Source organism: Micromonospora hortensis (genome assembly GCF_022230935.1).
Classification (GTDB): Bacteria; Actinomycetota; Actinomycetes; order Mycobacteriales; family Micromonosporaceae; genus Micromonospora; species Micromonospora hortensis.
Map to the genome: position 1 here is coordinate 25,066 of NZ_JAKKFE010000003.1, position 13,777 is coordinate 38,842.

A 13,777-nucleotide genomic window follows, 5' to 3' on the forward strand; every position below is an offset into this window, starting at 1 on the left:
CGTGGCATATCCGGCACATCGGAGGTGGCGTCATGCCTACCGTCGTCGTCCTCGCGCTGACCCTCGCCCTCGCGCCAGCGCCGTCCCCGTCGGCCACCCCGGATCCGCTCGGCGACATCATCGGCGGCGTCGGCCAGATCGTCGACGACCTGCTCAACGGTGACACGCCGAGCACCGCTCCGCCGCCGAGCGCCACCCCCACCGGGGCGGCCACGCCGAGTCGGCCACCGGTCGCCGGTCAGCCCAGCCCAGCGGAGGCCACGGCGATCCCGGTGCCCGCCGGCTCGACCGGGGGCCGCCCCGCACCCACCGCCCCCGATCGCCGCACCACTGCCGAGGGCACCGCCACCCGTGAGGCCGCAGTGCCCGGGCGCGACGGCGACGCCCCCGCACCGACCGCACCGCCGGTCCTCGCCAGCCCCACCCGGAATGCCTGGCCGCCCGCGTCGTACCTGCTGGTCGTGGCCGTCCTCGCGGTGCTGGCGCTGCTGCTCGTGCGCCGTCGGGCCGCGGTCCCCGCCGCCACACCCGACCTCGACCCCGCACCAGGCGCCGGCCCGGCACCGGATCCCGGCCCGGTGCCGGAGAACGTCAGCCGGTTGCCGACCAGCCTCAACGCCATCTACGAGATGGGCCGCCAGGATGAGCGACTCGACCAGGAGCGCCGTCGGCGTACCTGAGGGAACGCTGTCCTCACGATGCCGAGTAGGCGCCCTCACGCCTGGGGATCGCGTCGTCGTACGCCCCGACCGGCCCGCTGTAGCGGGCCTTGCCCTTCGGGTACGGCCAGGCGTTCGCGGTGCAGCCGTGCAGGCCCAGCGTCTGCTGCTGCATCACCGGCGCCGGCCGACCCCGCCCGGGGCACCGCTCGTGGCCGTGTCCGAGTTTGTGCCCCACCTCGTGGTTGACCATGTACTGCCGGTAGGACTCCACTGTCGCGCCGTAACCCGGCACCCCCTTGACCCAGCGCGCCACGTTGAGCACCACCCGGCCACCGTTGCGGCAGGAGGTGTAGGCGTCCGGCACGTCCTGGCAGAGGGTGTCGCGGGTGCCGGGGGTCGCCAGGTAGATGGTGAAGTCGGTCGGTTCGCCGGCACCGACCCGGCGCAGCCGCCACGCTCCACCCGCCATCCACCCGCGTGGGTCGTTCAACGTCGCGGTGATCGCCGTGGCGATGTCAGTCGCCGGCAGGCCCCGGATGTCGCGCTCCACGGCGACCCGGTAGCGCAGCAACCGGCCGGCCGTCGCGCGCCCGGGGGTCGTCTCGCCGGGCGCCACCGACCAGCGGTTACCACCGGTGGCGGGATAGCTGACCGCGATGACCGGTGCGGAACTGGTTCGGACCTCGGTGGCTCCGGTCGGCCGACCGGTAGGTGTCGCCGCATCGCTGGGCGGCGGCCCGGCGACGACCGGGTCGGTGGCGGGTTGCCCGGCGGCGGGCAGGCCGCACCCGGTGAGCAGCGCCACCACCAAGAATGACGCCATCGAGGCGGTACCCCAGCGGCGGGTAACCTTCGTCGACATGTCTCTCCCCTCGCGCGTCGCTCGGCGGCGGCGCGGAGGAGAAGACGGGCGACAGTGCCGAAAAGTTGATGTGACCCAGGGCTCAACCTTTTGCCGGCCTCGCCCGTCTCTAGCTCTGTGGCACGGGGAGGGTTCGCGGTGGCGCGGGGTGACGCCGATTTCGTCGAGTTCGCGCGGGCAGCGTCCGCGCGACTGGTGCACGCCGCGTACCTGATGACCGGTGACCACCACCAGGCCGAGGACGCCGCGCAGACCGCACTCGTGCGCACCTACGCGTCGTGGTCGCGGATCCACGACGACGACGCCTACGGGTACGCCCGCCGCACGCTGGTCAACCATCTGGTCGACGGGTGGCGACGGCCGATGCGGGAGTACCCGACCGACGAGGTGCCGGAGCAGCGGCGTGGCGACGTGGCCGACGACGTGGCCACCCGGCGCTGGTTGATCAGCATCCTCGGTGCGCTCAGCCCCCGGGAGCGCGCCATCGTCGTCCTGCGCTACTACTTCGACCTGCCGGAGGCGCAGGTGGCCCGGGAACTCTCCGTATCCGTCGGCACGGTCAAGAGCACCAGCTCACGAGCTCTGGAGAAGCTGCGCACCGCCGAGCCCCGCACGGCCGACGAGAGGGCGCGCCGATGAGCGAGCTGGATCGGCTCCGCCACGCGATGCGGGCGACCGAGCGTTCCGACGCCGTGCTCGATCTGGACTCCGTGATGCGCGAGGGACGTCGGTTGCGGACCCGTCGACGCGTCGCCGGAGCCGGGGCGGCGACTCTCGCGACCGGCCTGGCCGCGGCGGTCGTCGTGGTGGCGGTCGGCGTGTCCGGGGCGGGCGATCCGGCGCCGACCGAGCACCCGCCGCCGGTCGCCGTCGCTCCACCGTCGGTCGGTGTCTCGCCGTGGGCGGAGAAGTCGCTGGGCTCCACGCCGCCGCCGACTGTGGGCCGCGACGAGCCGCCACCGAAGCCCCTGGGCCAGATCGTGGACAGCGGGGTGCGGCACGGCGCCGAGCGTCGGGTCTATTACGTCGTCGCGGTGTCAGTGCCCGGTGAGCCCAAGGTGTCCATCGGACTGGCCGCCGGTCGCCAGGCTCCGGACGGCTCGTTGAGCACCGACATCCTGGTCAACGACGTCTACGGCAGCGACCGCAGCGCCGGGTTCCATCAGATCGGCTACGACGAGGGCTTCGCCGCGCCGGTGCCCACCTTCGGCTACTTCGTCGGCCCCGCCAAGCGGATCGTCGGCACCGTCGACGGTCGGCAGGTCGACGCCCGAGTGGCGCCATGGAGTGGCGACAAGCAGTTACTGATCTTCTGGTTCGACCCGGCGCGGCTCACTCCGGGCGAGCGGCTGGACGGCATCATCGCCCGCGACGCCAGCGGCCGCCGACTCTGACGCGCCGCCGACACTCAGGCCAGTCGACGCTCGATGGTCACCGTCGTCCCCTCGGCGGTGGAGACCAGCCGCACGTCACCGTAGGCGTTCATCAGCAGCGCTCCGCGTCCCCGGTCCATCGCCGGCCGGCGGTCCCGCCAGGTGCCGAAGTCCCGTACCGAGATCCGGATCAGTCCGCCACCCACCTGGACGCGCACCCGTACCTCCGGACGGCTGGGTCGCTGCGCGTGCTCGACGGCGTTGTTGATGGCCTCGGAGGCGGCGAGCAGGAGATCTTCCAGCACGTCCGGGTCGACGTCCAGCTCGCCCAACGCGCCCCGGACGTCGCGACGCATCGCGGCGGCGGAGGTGGGCACGGACGGGTACGTCCACTCGACGTCCAGGAGGTCGCCCAGCCCGTCCGGCTCGGGCGGCGCATCCACCACCACTGACGCGTCGCGGACGGTTTCGACCGCCGGGGTCGGCGCAACGGGGCCGGTCGGGGCGGTTCGCGCCGGGGGAGCTGCGGCAGCGACAGTCGCCGGGTCGCCGACGACGGCAACGGCAGGGGCGCGGTCGCGGGCTCGGCGGATGCTGGCCCGGATCCGGGCGATCAACTCGGCCGCGGCGAACGGTTTGACCAGGTAGTCGTCGGCGCCCAGGCTCAGGCCCTCCACGCTGGCCTCCCCGCCGGCACGGGCGGAGAGCACCAGCACCGGCAGCGTCCGGGTCGTCGGGTCGGCGCGTAGTCGGCGCACCAGGTCGAAGCCGTCCAGCACCGGCATCATCACGTCGGTCAGGACCAGGTCGGGCAGATCACTGTGGATCTCGTCGAGGGCCTGCCGGCCGTCGGTGACGGCCCGCACCCGCCAGCCCTGACCGGTGAGCAGCCGGGTGAGGTACGCCCGCATGTCGGCGTTGTCGTCGGCGAGCAGGATCCGGGCGCCGGTCAGCTCGTCAGTGGCCGCCCCGCACGCGGGATCGGGCTCGGTCAGCGCGTCGTCCGGTTCGGTGAGCCAGCCCATCGCCTCCTCGACGGCGGCGCGGGCCGCGTCACCCCGCCCGTCCACCGCCGGCCCGGTGACCGCGGTGCGGTGCGCCGCCGACCAGGGCAGCGTCACGGTGAACCTGCTGCCGACGCCCACCTGGCTGGTCACCCGCACGTCGCCGCCCTCCAGCCGGGCCAACTCGTGCACCAGGGCCAGGCCGATGCCAGTGCCCTCGTGACTGCGCGAGCGGGCGCCTCGCACCCGGTGGAAGCGTTCGAAGAGTTTCGGCAGGTCCCGTTCCGCGATGCCGATGCCGGTGTCCGCGACGGTGAGGCGCACCTCCTCGTCATCGGCGTCGAGGGTGACCCGGATGCGGCCGATGAACGTGTACTTCAGCGCGTTGGAGAGCAGGTTCGTGACGATGCGTTCCCAGTTGACCGGGTCGACAGCGACCGGCCGGGGCAGCGGTGGGCAGCTCACCTCGAGGGTCAGCCCGGCCCGCTCGACGGCGGCCCGGAACACCCCGGCGAGCTCGGCGGTCAGCGCGGCCAGGTCCACCACCCGGGCGTCGCTGCGCGCCCGCCCGGCCTCCAGGCTGGAGAAGGTGAGCAGGCTGTTGACGAGCGTCAACAGTCGGGTGGCGTTACGCCAGCCGGTCTCCACCCGCTCCCGCTGCACCGCCGCCAACGGCGCGGTGGCGTCGGTGAGGGCGTCGGTCAGCGGACCGAGGATGAGGGTCAACGGGGTACGGAACTCGTGGCTGACGTTGGCGAAGAAGTCGGTCTTGACCCGGTCCAGTTCCGCCATCGCCTCGACCCGGCGCCGCTCCTCCTCGTACTCCTGGGCGTTGCGCACCGCCACGGAGATCTGCTGGGCGAGCAGCTGGTGGAAGGAGCGGTACGCCTCGTCGAGCCCTCGGCTGGGGCTGACCCCGGCGAGCAGGACGCCGAGCGGCTGGTCCTCGTCGGCGGAGGGCAGCGGCAGCGCCAGCGCGGTGCGGACCGGGTCGTTCCACGGGCCGGCGGGCAGCGGCAGCCGGTCGGTGACGTCGGTCACCTGGGTTGCCCGGCCCTCGGCGGCGTCCGTCAGCCCCCAGGCGTACGCGGGCGGGCCCGGGTCGGTCAGCTCGACGGCGTCCGGCAGGGCCTGGGCGTGCCCCTGGTCGCTGCCGGTGCAGGCGACCCGGCGCAGCGCCGTGCCGTCGCGCAGGTAGATGGCGGCGAACGGCACGTCCAAGGGGTGGCCGTCGATCACGTCGATCAGCCGAGCGCCGGTGGCGTCCACGTCGACGGTGCGCCCGTCGCCGAGCACGGACAGGTCGCGCAGGAGACGGAGCCGGCGTTCACCGACCACCTGCTGGGTGACCTCGCTGCACACGGTCAGTACGCCGACGGTGCGGCCGTCGTCGTCGCGGGCGGGGGCGTGCGAGACGCTGAAGTACGCCTCCTCGCGATAGCCGGACCGTTCCAGCAGCAGTTGCAGGGCGGGGACCCAGCTGGCCACCCCGGTCGCCATGGCCTTTTCGATCAGCGGGGCGAGGACGTGCCAGCCCTCGGCCAGCGTCACCCGTACGTCGTCGCCGAGCGCGGCGGGGTGCTTGTCGCCGATCAGCGCTGAGTACGCGTCGTTGTAGAGCTGCGAGTAGCTCTCGCCCCAGAGCAGCAGCATGGGATAGCGGGAGGAGAGCACCACCCGGACGGCGGCGCGCAGACTCTGCGGCCAACCGTCGACCGGGCCCAGCGGGGTGCCGGCCCAGTCCAGCTGTGCCATCAACCGCCCGGTCTCGCCGCCGAGGAACAGGTCAGTGCTGGGTCGTGTCACGCTCGATCCGACCCCATCGCAAGCCCCCGTTCCGGGCCCGACGACCCCTGCCGCGTTACCTACCCATCCTGACACCTCTACTCACCTGTGCCGACGCCGGTACCCACCGTCGAACCGGCGGCGGTTCGGGACGAACGACCGATGCTCAGGAAATAGATATCTGTAAGTGTCTCGGGTATCTCTCCAACCCCGAGGAGCCCCCATGAGAGGCAGAACGCTGAGCGCGGGAATCGCGCTCGCCGTGTTCGCCGGGATGACGGTGCCGTTGGCCGCCCAAGCGGCGACCGCGTCACCTCCGACCGCCACGACGGTGACCCGGCCGATCGCCGCGTCCGCCGCCGCGTTGGCCGCGCCGGACATCTCCATCACCAACGTCCAGGCGCACCTGACCCAGTTCAACGCCATCGCCACCAGCAACGGTGGCAACCGACGGGCCGGCTCGGCCGGCTACACCGCCTCGCTCAACTACGTCAAGACCAGGCTCCAGTCGGCCGGCTACACCGTCAGCGAGCAGTACTGCTCCAGCTGCCGGTACCCCTCGAACAACCTCATCGCCGAGTGGCCCGGCGGCCCGGCCGACCAGGTGGTCATGTTCGGCGCGCACCTCGACGGTGTCGCGGCCGGTCCGGGCATCAACGACAACGCCACCGGCTCGTCGACCCTGCTGGAGAACGCGCTGGTCCTGGCCGCGCAGAACCCGACGGTGACCAAACGGGTGCGGTTCGCCTGGTGGACCGACGAGGAGCAGGGGCTCAACGGCTCCCGGTTCTACGTCAACTCGCTCAGCGCCACCCAGCGCGGCTACATCAAGGGTTACTACAACTTCGACATGGTCGGCTCGACCAACGGCGGCTACTTCATCAACCGGGTCAGCTCGACCACGGCCGCGCCACTGAAGGCGTACTGGGACTCGTTGGGCTTGCAGCCGGAGGAGAACGTCGAGGGCCAGGGTCGCTCCGACGACTACTACTTCCAGCAGGCCGGCATCCCCACCTCGGGCTACGCCGCCGGCGCCAGCGCCCGCAAGACCAGCGCCCAGGCCGCCAAGTGGGGCGGTACCGCCAACTCCGCGTACGACCCGTGCTACCACCGGTCCTGCGACACCACCGCCAACGTCAGCGCCACTGTGCTGAACCGGGCGGCCGACGGCGTCGCGTACGCGCTGTGGCAGCTCGCCGTGGGCGGCGGCACCCCGACCTGCACCGGCGGTCAGGTGGTCGGAAACGGTGGCTTCGAGAGCGGCAGCACGCCGTGGACCGCGTCCTCGGGCGTGATCACCAACGCCAGCGGCCAGCCGGCCCGGACCGGGTCGTACAAGGCGTGGCTCAACGGGTTCGGCAGCACCCGCACCGAGAGCCTGTCGCAGTCGGTGACACTGCCGGCCGGCTGCGCCACGTACACGCTGTCGTTCTGGCTGCACATCGACACCGCCGAGACCACCAGCTCCACGGCGTACGACCGGCTCACGGTGCAGGCGGGTTCGGCCACCCTGGCGACGTACTCGAACCTCAACGCCGCGACCGGTTACGTGCAGCGCAGCCTCAACGTCGCCGCGTTCGCCGGGCAGACGGTGACGCTGCGGTTCACCGGCACCGAGGACTCGTCGTTGCAGACCACCTTCGTGATCGATGACGTGACGTTGCAGGCGAGCTGACCGCGTACCCGAGAAGGGCCGCCACCGGTTTCTCCGGTGGCGGCCCGTCGCGTGGTGGGTCACCCGTCGCGTGGTGGGTCAGGGGAGCTGCGGGTAGAGCGCGGCGACGCCGCCGGCCAGTCCGGCCTGCACCTGGCGGCTGAGGTCGTCGGCGACGATCTCGTACGCGTCGGCCTCGACGCCGTCCACACCGATGCGGGCGATTGCCGCCGGGTCGGACTTCGGGCCGATGATGTCAGCGGCCATGTCGGTGTCCAGGTATCCGACGTGCAGGCCGGCGACCCGGACGCCCCGGTCGGCCAGTTGGACGCGCAGCACGTTGGTCATCGCCCACTCGGCGGACTTGGCGGCGCTGTAGGCCGCGTGGGTCGGGGAGCCGAACCAGGACAGGACCGAGAGCACGTTGAGGATCGTTCCGCCGCCGTTGCCGGCGATGACCGGCGCGAACGCCCGGATCGTCGACAGGGTGCCGATGTAGTGGGTCTCCAACTCCAGCCGGACGAGGTCCAGGTCGCCGTCGAGCAGGTCGGTCCGGGTGTCGATGCCCGCGTTGTTGATCAGCAGGTTCACGCCGCCGGCCAGCTCGGCGGCGGCGGCCACCGAGGCCGGGTCGGTGATGTCGAGGCGGACCGGCGTCACGCCGGGTAGGTCGACGCTGTCGGGGTTGCGGGCGCCGGCGTAGACGGTGGCGCCCCGGGCGAGGAGTTCGGCGGCAAGGTGCCGGCCGAGGCCACGGTTGGCGCCGGTGACGAGGGCGGTGCTTCCAGCGATCTTCATGGCCGTCACGCTATCCGACCTGACTTCTGTTGAGCAAAGTCAGCTATGTCACGGGGTCGGCCGCTCGGATCGGGAATACGACCCGGACGCGCCCACACCCCGACCGGTGACGACTCGTATCCTTTCCGCGAACCTTCGCACGAGCCGAGATGGGAGACGGTGTGAGCAACCAGGCCGAAACGTTGGAATTCCAGGCCGAGGCGCGTCAGCTCCTCCAGTTGGTGGTCCACTCGATCTATTCGAACAAGGACGTCTTCCTGCGGGAACTCATCTCGAACGCGTCCGACGCACTGGACAAGCTCCGGCTGGCCACCCTCGTCGACAAGGAACTCGTCGCCGACACCGACGACCTGCACGTCGCCCTGGAGATCGACAGCGACGCCCGCACCCTCACCGTGCGCGACAACGGCGTCGGGATGACCCGCGACGAGGTCGTCCAGCTGATCGGCACGATCGCCAAGTCGGGCACCGCCGAGCTGCTGCGCCAACTGCGCGAGTCCGCCGACGCCCACGCCAAGCAGGACCTCATCGGCCAGTTCGGCGTCGGCTTCTACGCCGCGTTCATGGTCGCCGACCGGGTCACCCTGCTGACCCGCAAGGCCGGCGAGACCGGCGGCACCCGCTGGGAGTCCACCGGCGAGGGCACCTACTCGATCGAGGCGGTCGACGAGGCGCCGCAGGGCACCACAGTGACGCTGCACCTCAAGCCGGCCGACACCGAGGACAACCTGCACGACTACACCGCCGAGTGGACCGTCCGCGAGATCGTCAAGCGCTACTCCGACTTCATCGCCTGGCCGATCCGGATGAGCGTCGAACGCCCCGGCGCCGACGGTGAGCCCGCCACCCGCGAGGTGCAGACCCTCAACTCGATGAAGGCACTCTGGGCGCGGCCCCGCGACGAGGTCGCCGCCGCCGAGTACAACGAGTTCTACAAGCACGTCAGCCACGACTGGGCCGACCCGCTCGAGGTCGTGCACATGAAGGGCGAGGGCACCTTCGAGTACGAGGCGCTGCTCTTCCTGCCCAGCCACGCCCCACTGGACCTGTTCTCCCCGCAGGGCCGCCGAGGCGTCCAGCTCTACGTCAAGCGCGTCTTCATCATGGACGACTGCGAAGCGCTGGTCCCGACCTACCTGCGCTTCGTCAAGGGCGTGGTCGACGCGCACGACCTGTCGCTGAACATCTCCCGGGAGATCCTGCAGCAGGACCGGCAGATCCAGATCGTCCGCCGCCGCCTGGTCAAGAAGGTCCTCGCCACGGTCAAGGACCTCAAGGCCAACCACGCGGAGCGCTACCGCACCTTCTGGACCGAGTTCGGCGCCGTGGTCAAGGAAGGGCTGATCGACGACACCGACAACCGCGACACCCTGCTGGACATCCTGTCGGTGGCCACGACCAACGACCCGGCCGAGCCCACCGACCTGGCCGGCTACGTGTCGCGGATGAAGGACGGCCAGAACGACATCTGGTACGCCACCGGCGAGTCCCGGGCCGCGATCGAGAACTCTCCGCACCTGGAGGCGTTCCGGGCCAAGGGGCACGAGGTGCTGCTGCTCACCGACCAGGTCGACGAGGTGTGGGTCGAGCGGGTCGGCACGTACGACGGTCGGCCACTGCGCTCGATCGCCAAGGGCGAGATCGACCTGGACACCGACGAGGAGAAGCAGCAGGCCGAGGCCGAGCGCGAGCAGCAGCGACAGGAGTTCGCCGGGCTGCTCGACTGGCTGGGCACCACCCTCACGGACAGCGTCCGGGAGGTCCGCCTGTCGTCGCGGCTGACCACCTCACCGGCCTGCGTCGTCGGCGACGGCCACGACCTCACCCCGACCCTGGAGAAGATGTACCGGGCGATGGGGCACGAGATCCCCACCACCAAGCGGATCCTGGAGATCAACCCCGGTCACCCGCTGGTGTCCGGGCTGCGCAAGGCCCACGAGCAGGGCAGCGACACCGTCGCCCTGACCGAGACCGCCGAGCTGCTCTACGGCCTGGCGGTGCTCGCCGAGGGCGGTGAGCTGCCCGACCCGGCCCGCTTCACCCGGACGCTCGCCGACCGGCTGGCGCGCACCCTGTAGGCGTACCCCTTCGGCTGCGGGGTTCCCGGATCACCGGGAAGCCCGCAGCCGGCGGGCCGCTACCAGCGGTTCCAGTGGGCGAACGCGTCCGCGTCGGCCCGCGGACCGGGCTTGAAGTCGGTGCCGAGGGTGTACGCGACCGGGGTGAGGGCGACCTGCACGACGGTGTCGTAGGGGATGCCGAGCAGTTCGGCCATCTCCCGCTCGTAGCTGAGATGGCTGGTGGTCCAGGCGGTGCCGAGCCCGCGTTCCCGGGCGGCCAGCATGAAGCTCCAGAACGCCGGGATGACCGAACCCCAGGCTCCCGCCTGCCCGCGCACGCTGTCCAGTTCGGCGCGTGACTCGACGCGTAGACAGGGGATGAGCAGCAACGGAACCTCGTGCAGGTGGTCCGCCAGGTGCGCCAGACTGCCGGCGATCCGACCCCACTGCTCGGAGGCGAAGTCCATCCGGCTGAAAGCCGGCCCGGTGCCGCCCGACGCCGGTGGCGGCGCCATCAGGCCGCGTCGCCACAGTCGGGCGACGGCCGCCCGGGTCTCGCGGTCCTCGACGAAGATGAAGTCCCAGCGCTGCCTGTTGCGGCCACTGGGTGCCTGGAGCGCGATGCGCACACAGTCCTCGATCACGTCGCGGGGGACCGGACGCCCCAGGTCGAGACGTTTGCGGACGGCGCGGGTCGTGCTCAGGACCTCGTCGGCGGACAGGCCCAGCGTGCTCGGCGGCTTCTTTCCGGCTGATGCGGCGTCGGTCATGCGGGCACTCCCACTCGCTCCGGCAGGTCAAGGTTGGCGAGGATCGCGGAAAGGATTCCCGGAAACCGGTCGTTGATCTCGTCGGCCCGCAATTCGTGGCGACGGAAACTGCCGTTCGGTGTGACACGGAGGACGCCGGCGGCCCGCAGGACCTTCAGGTGATGCGAGAGCGTGGACATGCTGACGTCGGACAGCGCGTCGAATTGGCCGCAGACGACACCGCCGGCCTGTGCCAACTGCCGTACGACGCTGAGGCGCACCGGGTCGGCCAGGGCGCCGAGCAGGGTGGCCAGGTCGACCGAGGTGAGATCGGGATGATGCAGGGCTCTCATGGACGCCATGCTAGCTTTCATTTCGTGATTTCGAAAATAATCCAAATGATGAACGGAGCACCGGCATGTCTGTCGACACCGTGATCTTCAGCGGGGAGGGCCCGCACGCCGACCCCTGGCACCCGCTGGCCGAAACCAGCGCCGCGCTGGCCCGGCTGATCGGCGACGAGGGTTCGGTAGCGATCGTGACAGCCGTCGATCAGCTCGAGGTCGCGCTCGCCGGCGCGCGCCTGCTGGTGGTGAACGCGAGCGCGGACCGCACAACCCCGATTCCCGAGGACGAGAACTTCGCCCGCGTCCTCGACGACTTCCTGGCCCGTGGCGGCAGCCTGCTCGCCGTGCACAGCGCCACGATCGCGTTTCCCCAGCTGGCAAGCTGGCGCTCCACCGTCGGCGCCGTCTGGGCCCACGGCCGGACCTTCCACCCGCCGATCGGCCCGAGTCTCATCCGGCGCAGCGGTGTGGAACACCCGATCAGCGCCGGGCTCGGGGACTTCGAGGTTCACGACGAGCGCTACACCGAGTTGGAGCTGGTCGACGGCCTGGACATCGAGCCCCTCTACGTCCACGACGAGGGCGGCGACACCCACCCGCTGGTCTGGGCGCGCACCGTCGGGAGCAGCCGGATCGTCTACGACGCACTCGGCCACGACGTCCGGTCGTACGAGTCGCCGGGGCATCAGGAGCTGCTGCGCCGCATCGTCACCTGGCTCCGCCACGACAGCTGAACGCTCGGCCGGACAACCGACCGAGCGCTCGCCTACGTGGTGCGGATCAGTGCAGGGGTTGGTGGCCCGTCACGCCGCGGAGGCGGCCTTCGACCCTCGGTGCGACGCCACCGGGCCGGCGTTCCAGCCCCAGCGGGGAGCCGGTACCGCCGCGTCGCGACGCCCATCCGTGTCGGCGTCGTCGCTGTCGGTCCCGTCGATGGTCACCTCGACCGAGGCGGGGGTGCTGCGGGCCAGCCGCAGTGAGTGCTCGGCGCCGGTGCGGGCCGCGCACGGCCAGGACTGCCCGGCGCACTGGAGGTTGCGGCACCGGCCCTCGTCGTCCGGCTCGTGGGCGCTCAGCACGTCGATCGCCAACTGCCACAGCAGCGGGTCGGTCACGTCGTGCGGACGCTCGGCGGTGCGACTCGGTCGGTTGCTGGTGTCGTCGGACATGGTGGGCCCCCCTCGTCAGGCTGTACCCCCCAAGGGTCACCCGTCAGCCGCCGGCTAAACCGCCGACCTGCTGTGATGTGTCTCTGATCGCAACTCGGCCGTGGACAGCGCACGCTTATCGGTCAGTCCGGCAGAAGTGGCATCTCCACTCTCGGCTCCCGGCCGAGCAATACCGCCCGAGTGAGCGCCGCTGATCCGAACCGGTCGCGGACCGCGTCGACCGCAGCGTCCAGATCGGACCTAGGGTCCGGCTGGAACGGCAGCTCAGGCTGGACCGGGTTGTCGTCGAGGTTGCCCACTGAGACACCGATCAGTGTGACTCCACGGCGATCGATCTCGGGCAGTGCCGCGCGTAGGAGCGCACGCGCGGCGACGAGCAGTGGCGTCGTGTCCGCCGTCGCCTTACCCACCGTGTGCGAGCGGGTCGCCCGGGTGTAGTCGCCGAAGCGCAGCCGCAACACCACTGTGCGGCCGGACCGCCCGGCCGCCCGCATCCGCCGGCTGACCCGGTCGACTAGGCCGGCGAGGATGGCGTCCAACTCCGTCGAGGCGTGCGGGCCGCGACTCAGCGCGTGTTGCGCGCCCATCGAACCGCGCCGCCGCCCCACCTGCACCGCCCGGGGGTCGTGGTTGTGCGCCAGCCCGTGCAGGTGCCGGCCGGCACCCGCCCCGAGCAGCGACACCAGCGCCGCCTCACCGAGGCGGGCCACCTCCCCGACGGTACGGATCCGGCGTTCGCGCAGCTTGGCGGCCGTGACCGGGCCGACGCCCCAGAGCCGTTCCACAGGCAGCGGGTGCAGGAACGCCAGCTCGGCGTCCGGTGCGACCACCAGCAGGCCGTCCGGTTTCGCCACGCCGCTGGCCACCTTGGCCAGGAACTTCGTGCGGGCCACTCCCACCGTGATCGGCAGGTGGACCCGCTCGCGGACCTCCCGGCGCAGTCGTTCGGCGATCTCGGCCGGTGGTCCGACCAGCCGCCGCAGCCCACCCACGTCGAGGAACGCCTCGTCGATGGAGAGCCCCTCGACCAGCGGTGTGGTCTGCCGGAAGATCTCGAAGACCGCGCGGCTCGCCGCCGTGTACGCCGACATCCGCGGCGGCACGACGATCGCGTCCGGGCAGAGCCTTCGCGCCTGCTGGCCGCCCATCGCGCTGCGGACGCCCCGCGCCTTCGCCTCGTAGCTGGCCGCCAGCACCACGCCGCCACCGACGATCACCGGCCGCCCACGCAGGCGCGGGTCGTCGCGCTGCTCGACCGACGCGTAGAACGCGTCCAGGTCGGCGTGCAGGATGCTGGCGCCGGACGACACGTAC

General features: G+C 71.5%; 13 protein-coding genes. 6 read left to right on the forward strand and 7 right to left on the reverse strand.

Translation table 11 applies throughout. The features are described from left to right. Positions 1-32: 32 nt before the first annotated feature. A complete protein-coding gene (locus NIE111_RS01720; protein WP_238682712.1) occupies positions 33-680 on the forward strand; it encodes a hypothetical protein in 648 nt (215 codons plus the stop codon). A gap of 13 nt (positions 681-693) precedes the next feature. On the opposite strand, the gene NIE111_RS01725 is transcribed toward NIE111_RS01720, so the two are convergent. Then, a complete protein-coding gene (locus NIE111_RS01725; RefSeq protein ID WP_238682713.1) occupies positions 694-1,524 on the reverse strand; it encodes a DUF3152 domain-containing protein in 831 nt (276 codons plus the stop codon). Between the two features lie 138 nt (positions 1,525-1,662). Between NIE111_RS01725 and NIE111_RS01730 the strand changes: the two genes are divergently transcribed. Both NIE111_RS01730 and NIE111_RS01735 read left to right on the forward strand, forming a co-directional pair. Beyond that, positions 1,663-2,163, forward strand: coding sequence for a SigE family RNA polymerase sigma factor (locus NIE111_RS01730; protein ID WP_238682714.1), 501 nt, complete (start codon positions 1,663-1,665; stop codon positions 2,161-2,163). After that, complete coding sequence (locus tag NIE111_RS01735; RefSeq protein ID WP_238682715.1) at positions 2,160-2,918, forward strand: hypothetical protein; 759 nt, start codon at positions 2,160-2,162, stop codon at positions 2,916-2,918. The genes NIE111_RS01730 and NIE111_RS01735 overlap by 4 nt, the downstream gene beginning before the upstream one ends. A gap of 14 nt (positions 2,919-2,932) precedes the next feature. Here the strand turns inward: NIE111_RS01735 and NIE111_RS01740 are convergent, their stop codons facing one another. After that, on the reverse strand, positions 2,933-5,707 hold the full coding sequence (locus NIE111_RS01740) for an ATP-binding protein (protein WP_238682716.1): 2,775 nt from the start codon (positions 5,705-5,707) through the stop codon (positions 2,933-2,935). A gap of 202 nt (positions 5,708-5,909) precedes the next feature. Between NIE111_RS01740 and NIE111_RS01745 the strand changes: the two genes are divergently transcribed. Continuing rightward, positions 5,910-7,361 (forward strand): M28 family peptidase, encoded by a 1,452-nt coding sequence (locus NIE111_RS01745; RefSeq protein WP_238682717.1) that lies wholly within the window; start codon positions 5,910-5,912, stop codon positions 7,359-7,361. Between the two features lie 78 nt (positions 7,362-7,439). On the opposite strand, the gene NIE111_RS01750 is transcribed toward NIE111_RS01745, so the two are convergent. Beyond that, entirely contained in the window at positions 7,440-8,138 is a 699-nt protein-coding gene (locus NIE111_RS01750) for an SDR family oxidoreductase (protein WP_238682718.1), read from the reverse strand. A 149-nt stretch (positions 8,139-8,287) separates the two neighbouring features. On the opposite strand from NIE111_RS01750, the gene htpG reads away from it, so the two are divergent. After that, positions 8,288-10,216: a molecular chaperone HtpG gene (gene htpG, locus NIE111_RS01755; RefSeq protein ID WP_238682719.1), complete on the forward strand. Its 1,929-nt coding sequence runs from the start codon at positions 8,288-8,290 to the stop codon at positions 10,214-10,216. Between the two features lie 59 nt (positions 10,217-10,275). On the opposite strand, the gene NIE111_RS01760 is transcribed toward htpG, so the two are convergent. Continuing rightward, positions 10,276-10,968, reverse strand: coding sequence for a nitroreductase family protein (locus NIE111_RS01760; protein WP_238682720.1), 693 nt, complete (start codon positions 10,966-10,968; stop codon positions 10,276-10,278). Next, positions 10,965-11,300: an ArsR/SmtB family transcription factor gene (locus NIE111_RS01765; protein WP_238682721.1), complete on the reverse strand. Its 336-nt coding sequence runs from the start codon at positions 11,298-11,300 to the stop codon at positions 10,965-10,967. The genes NIE111_RS01760 and NIE111_RS01765 overlap by 4 nt, the downstream gene beginning before the upstream one ends. Before the next feature lie 65 nt (positions 11,301-11,365). On the opposite strand from NIE111_RS01765, the gene NIE111_RS01770 reads away from it, so the two are divergent. Then, on the forward strand, positions 11,366-12,028 hold the full coding sequence (locus NIE111_RS01770) for a ThuA domain-containing protein (RefSeq protein ID WP_238682722.1): 663 nt from the start codon (positions 11,366-11,368) through the stop codon (positions 12,026-12,028). A 69-nt stretch (positions 12,029-12,097) separates the two neighbouring features. Here the strand turns inward: NIE111_RS01770 and NIE111_RS01775 are convergent, their stop codons facing one another. Next, positions 12,098-12,463 carry a hypothetical protein gene (locus NIE111_RS01775; RefSeq protein WP_238682723.1) on the reverse strand — a complete coding sequence of 122 codons (366 nt, stop codon included), beginning with the start codon at positions 12,461-12,463 and terminating at the stop codon, positions 12,098-12,100. 122 nt (positions 12,464-12,585) lie between these two features. After that, complete coding sequence (gene dinB, locus NIE111_RS01780; protein ID WP_238682724.1) at positions 12,586-13,773, reverse strand: DNA polymerase IV; 1,188 nt, start codon at positions 13,771-13,773, stop codon at positions 12,586-12,588. Between the last annotated feature and the right edge of the window lie 4 nt (positions 13,774-13,777).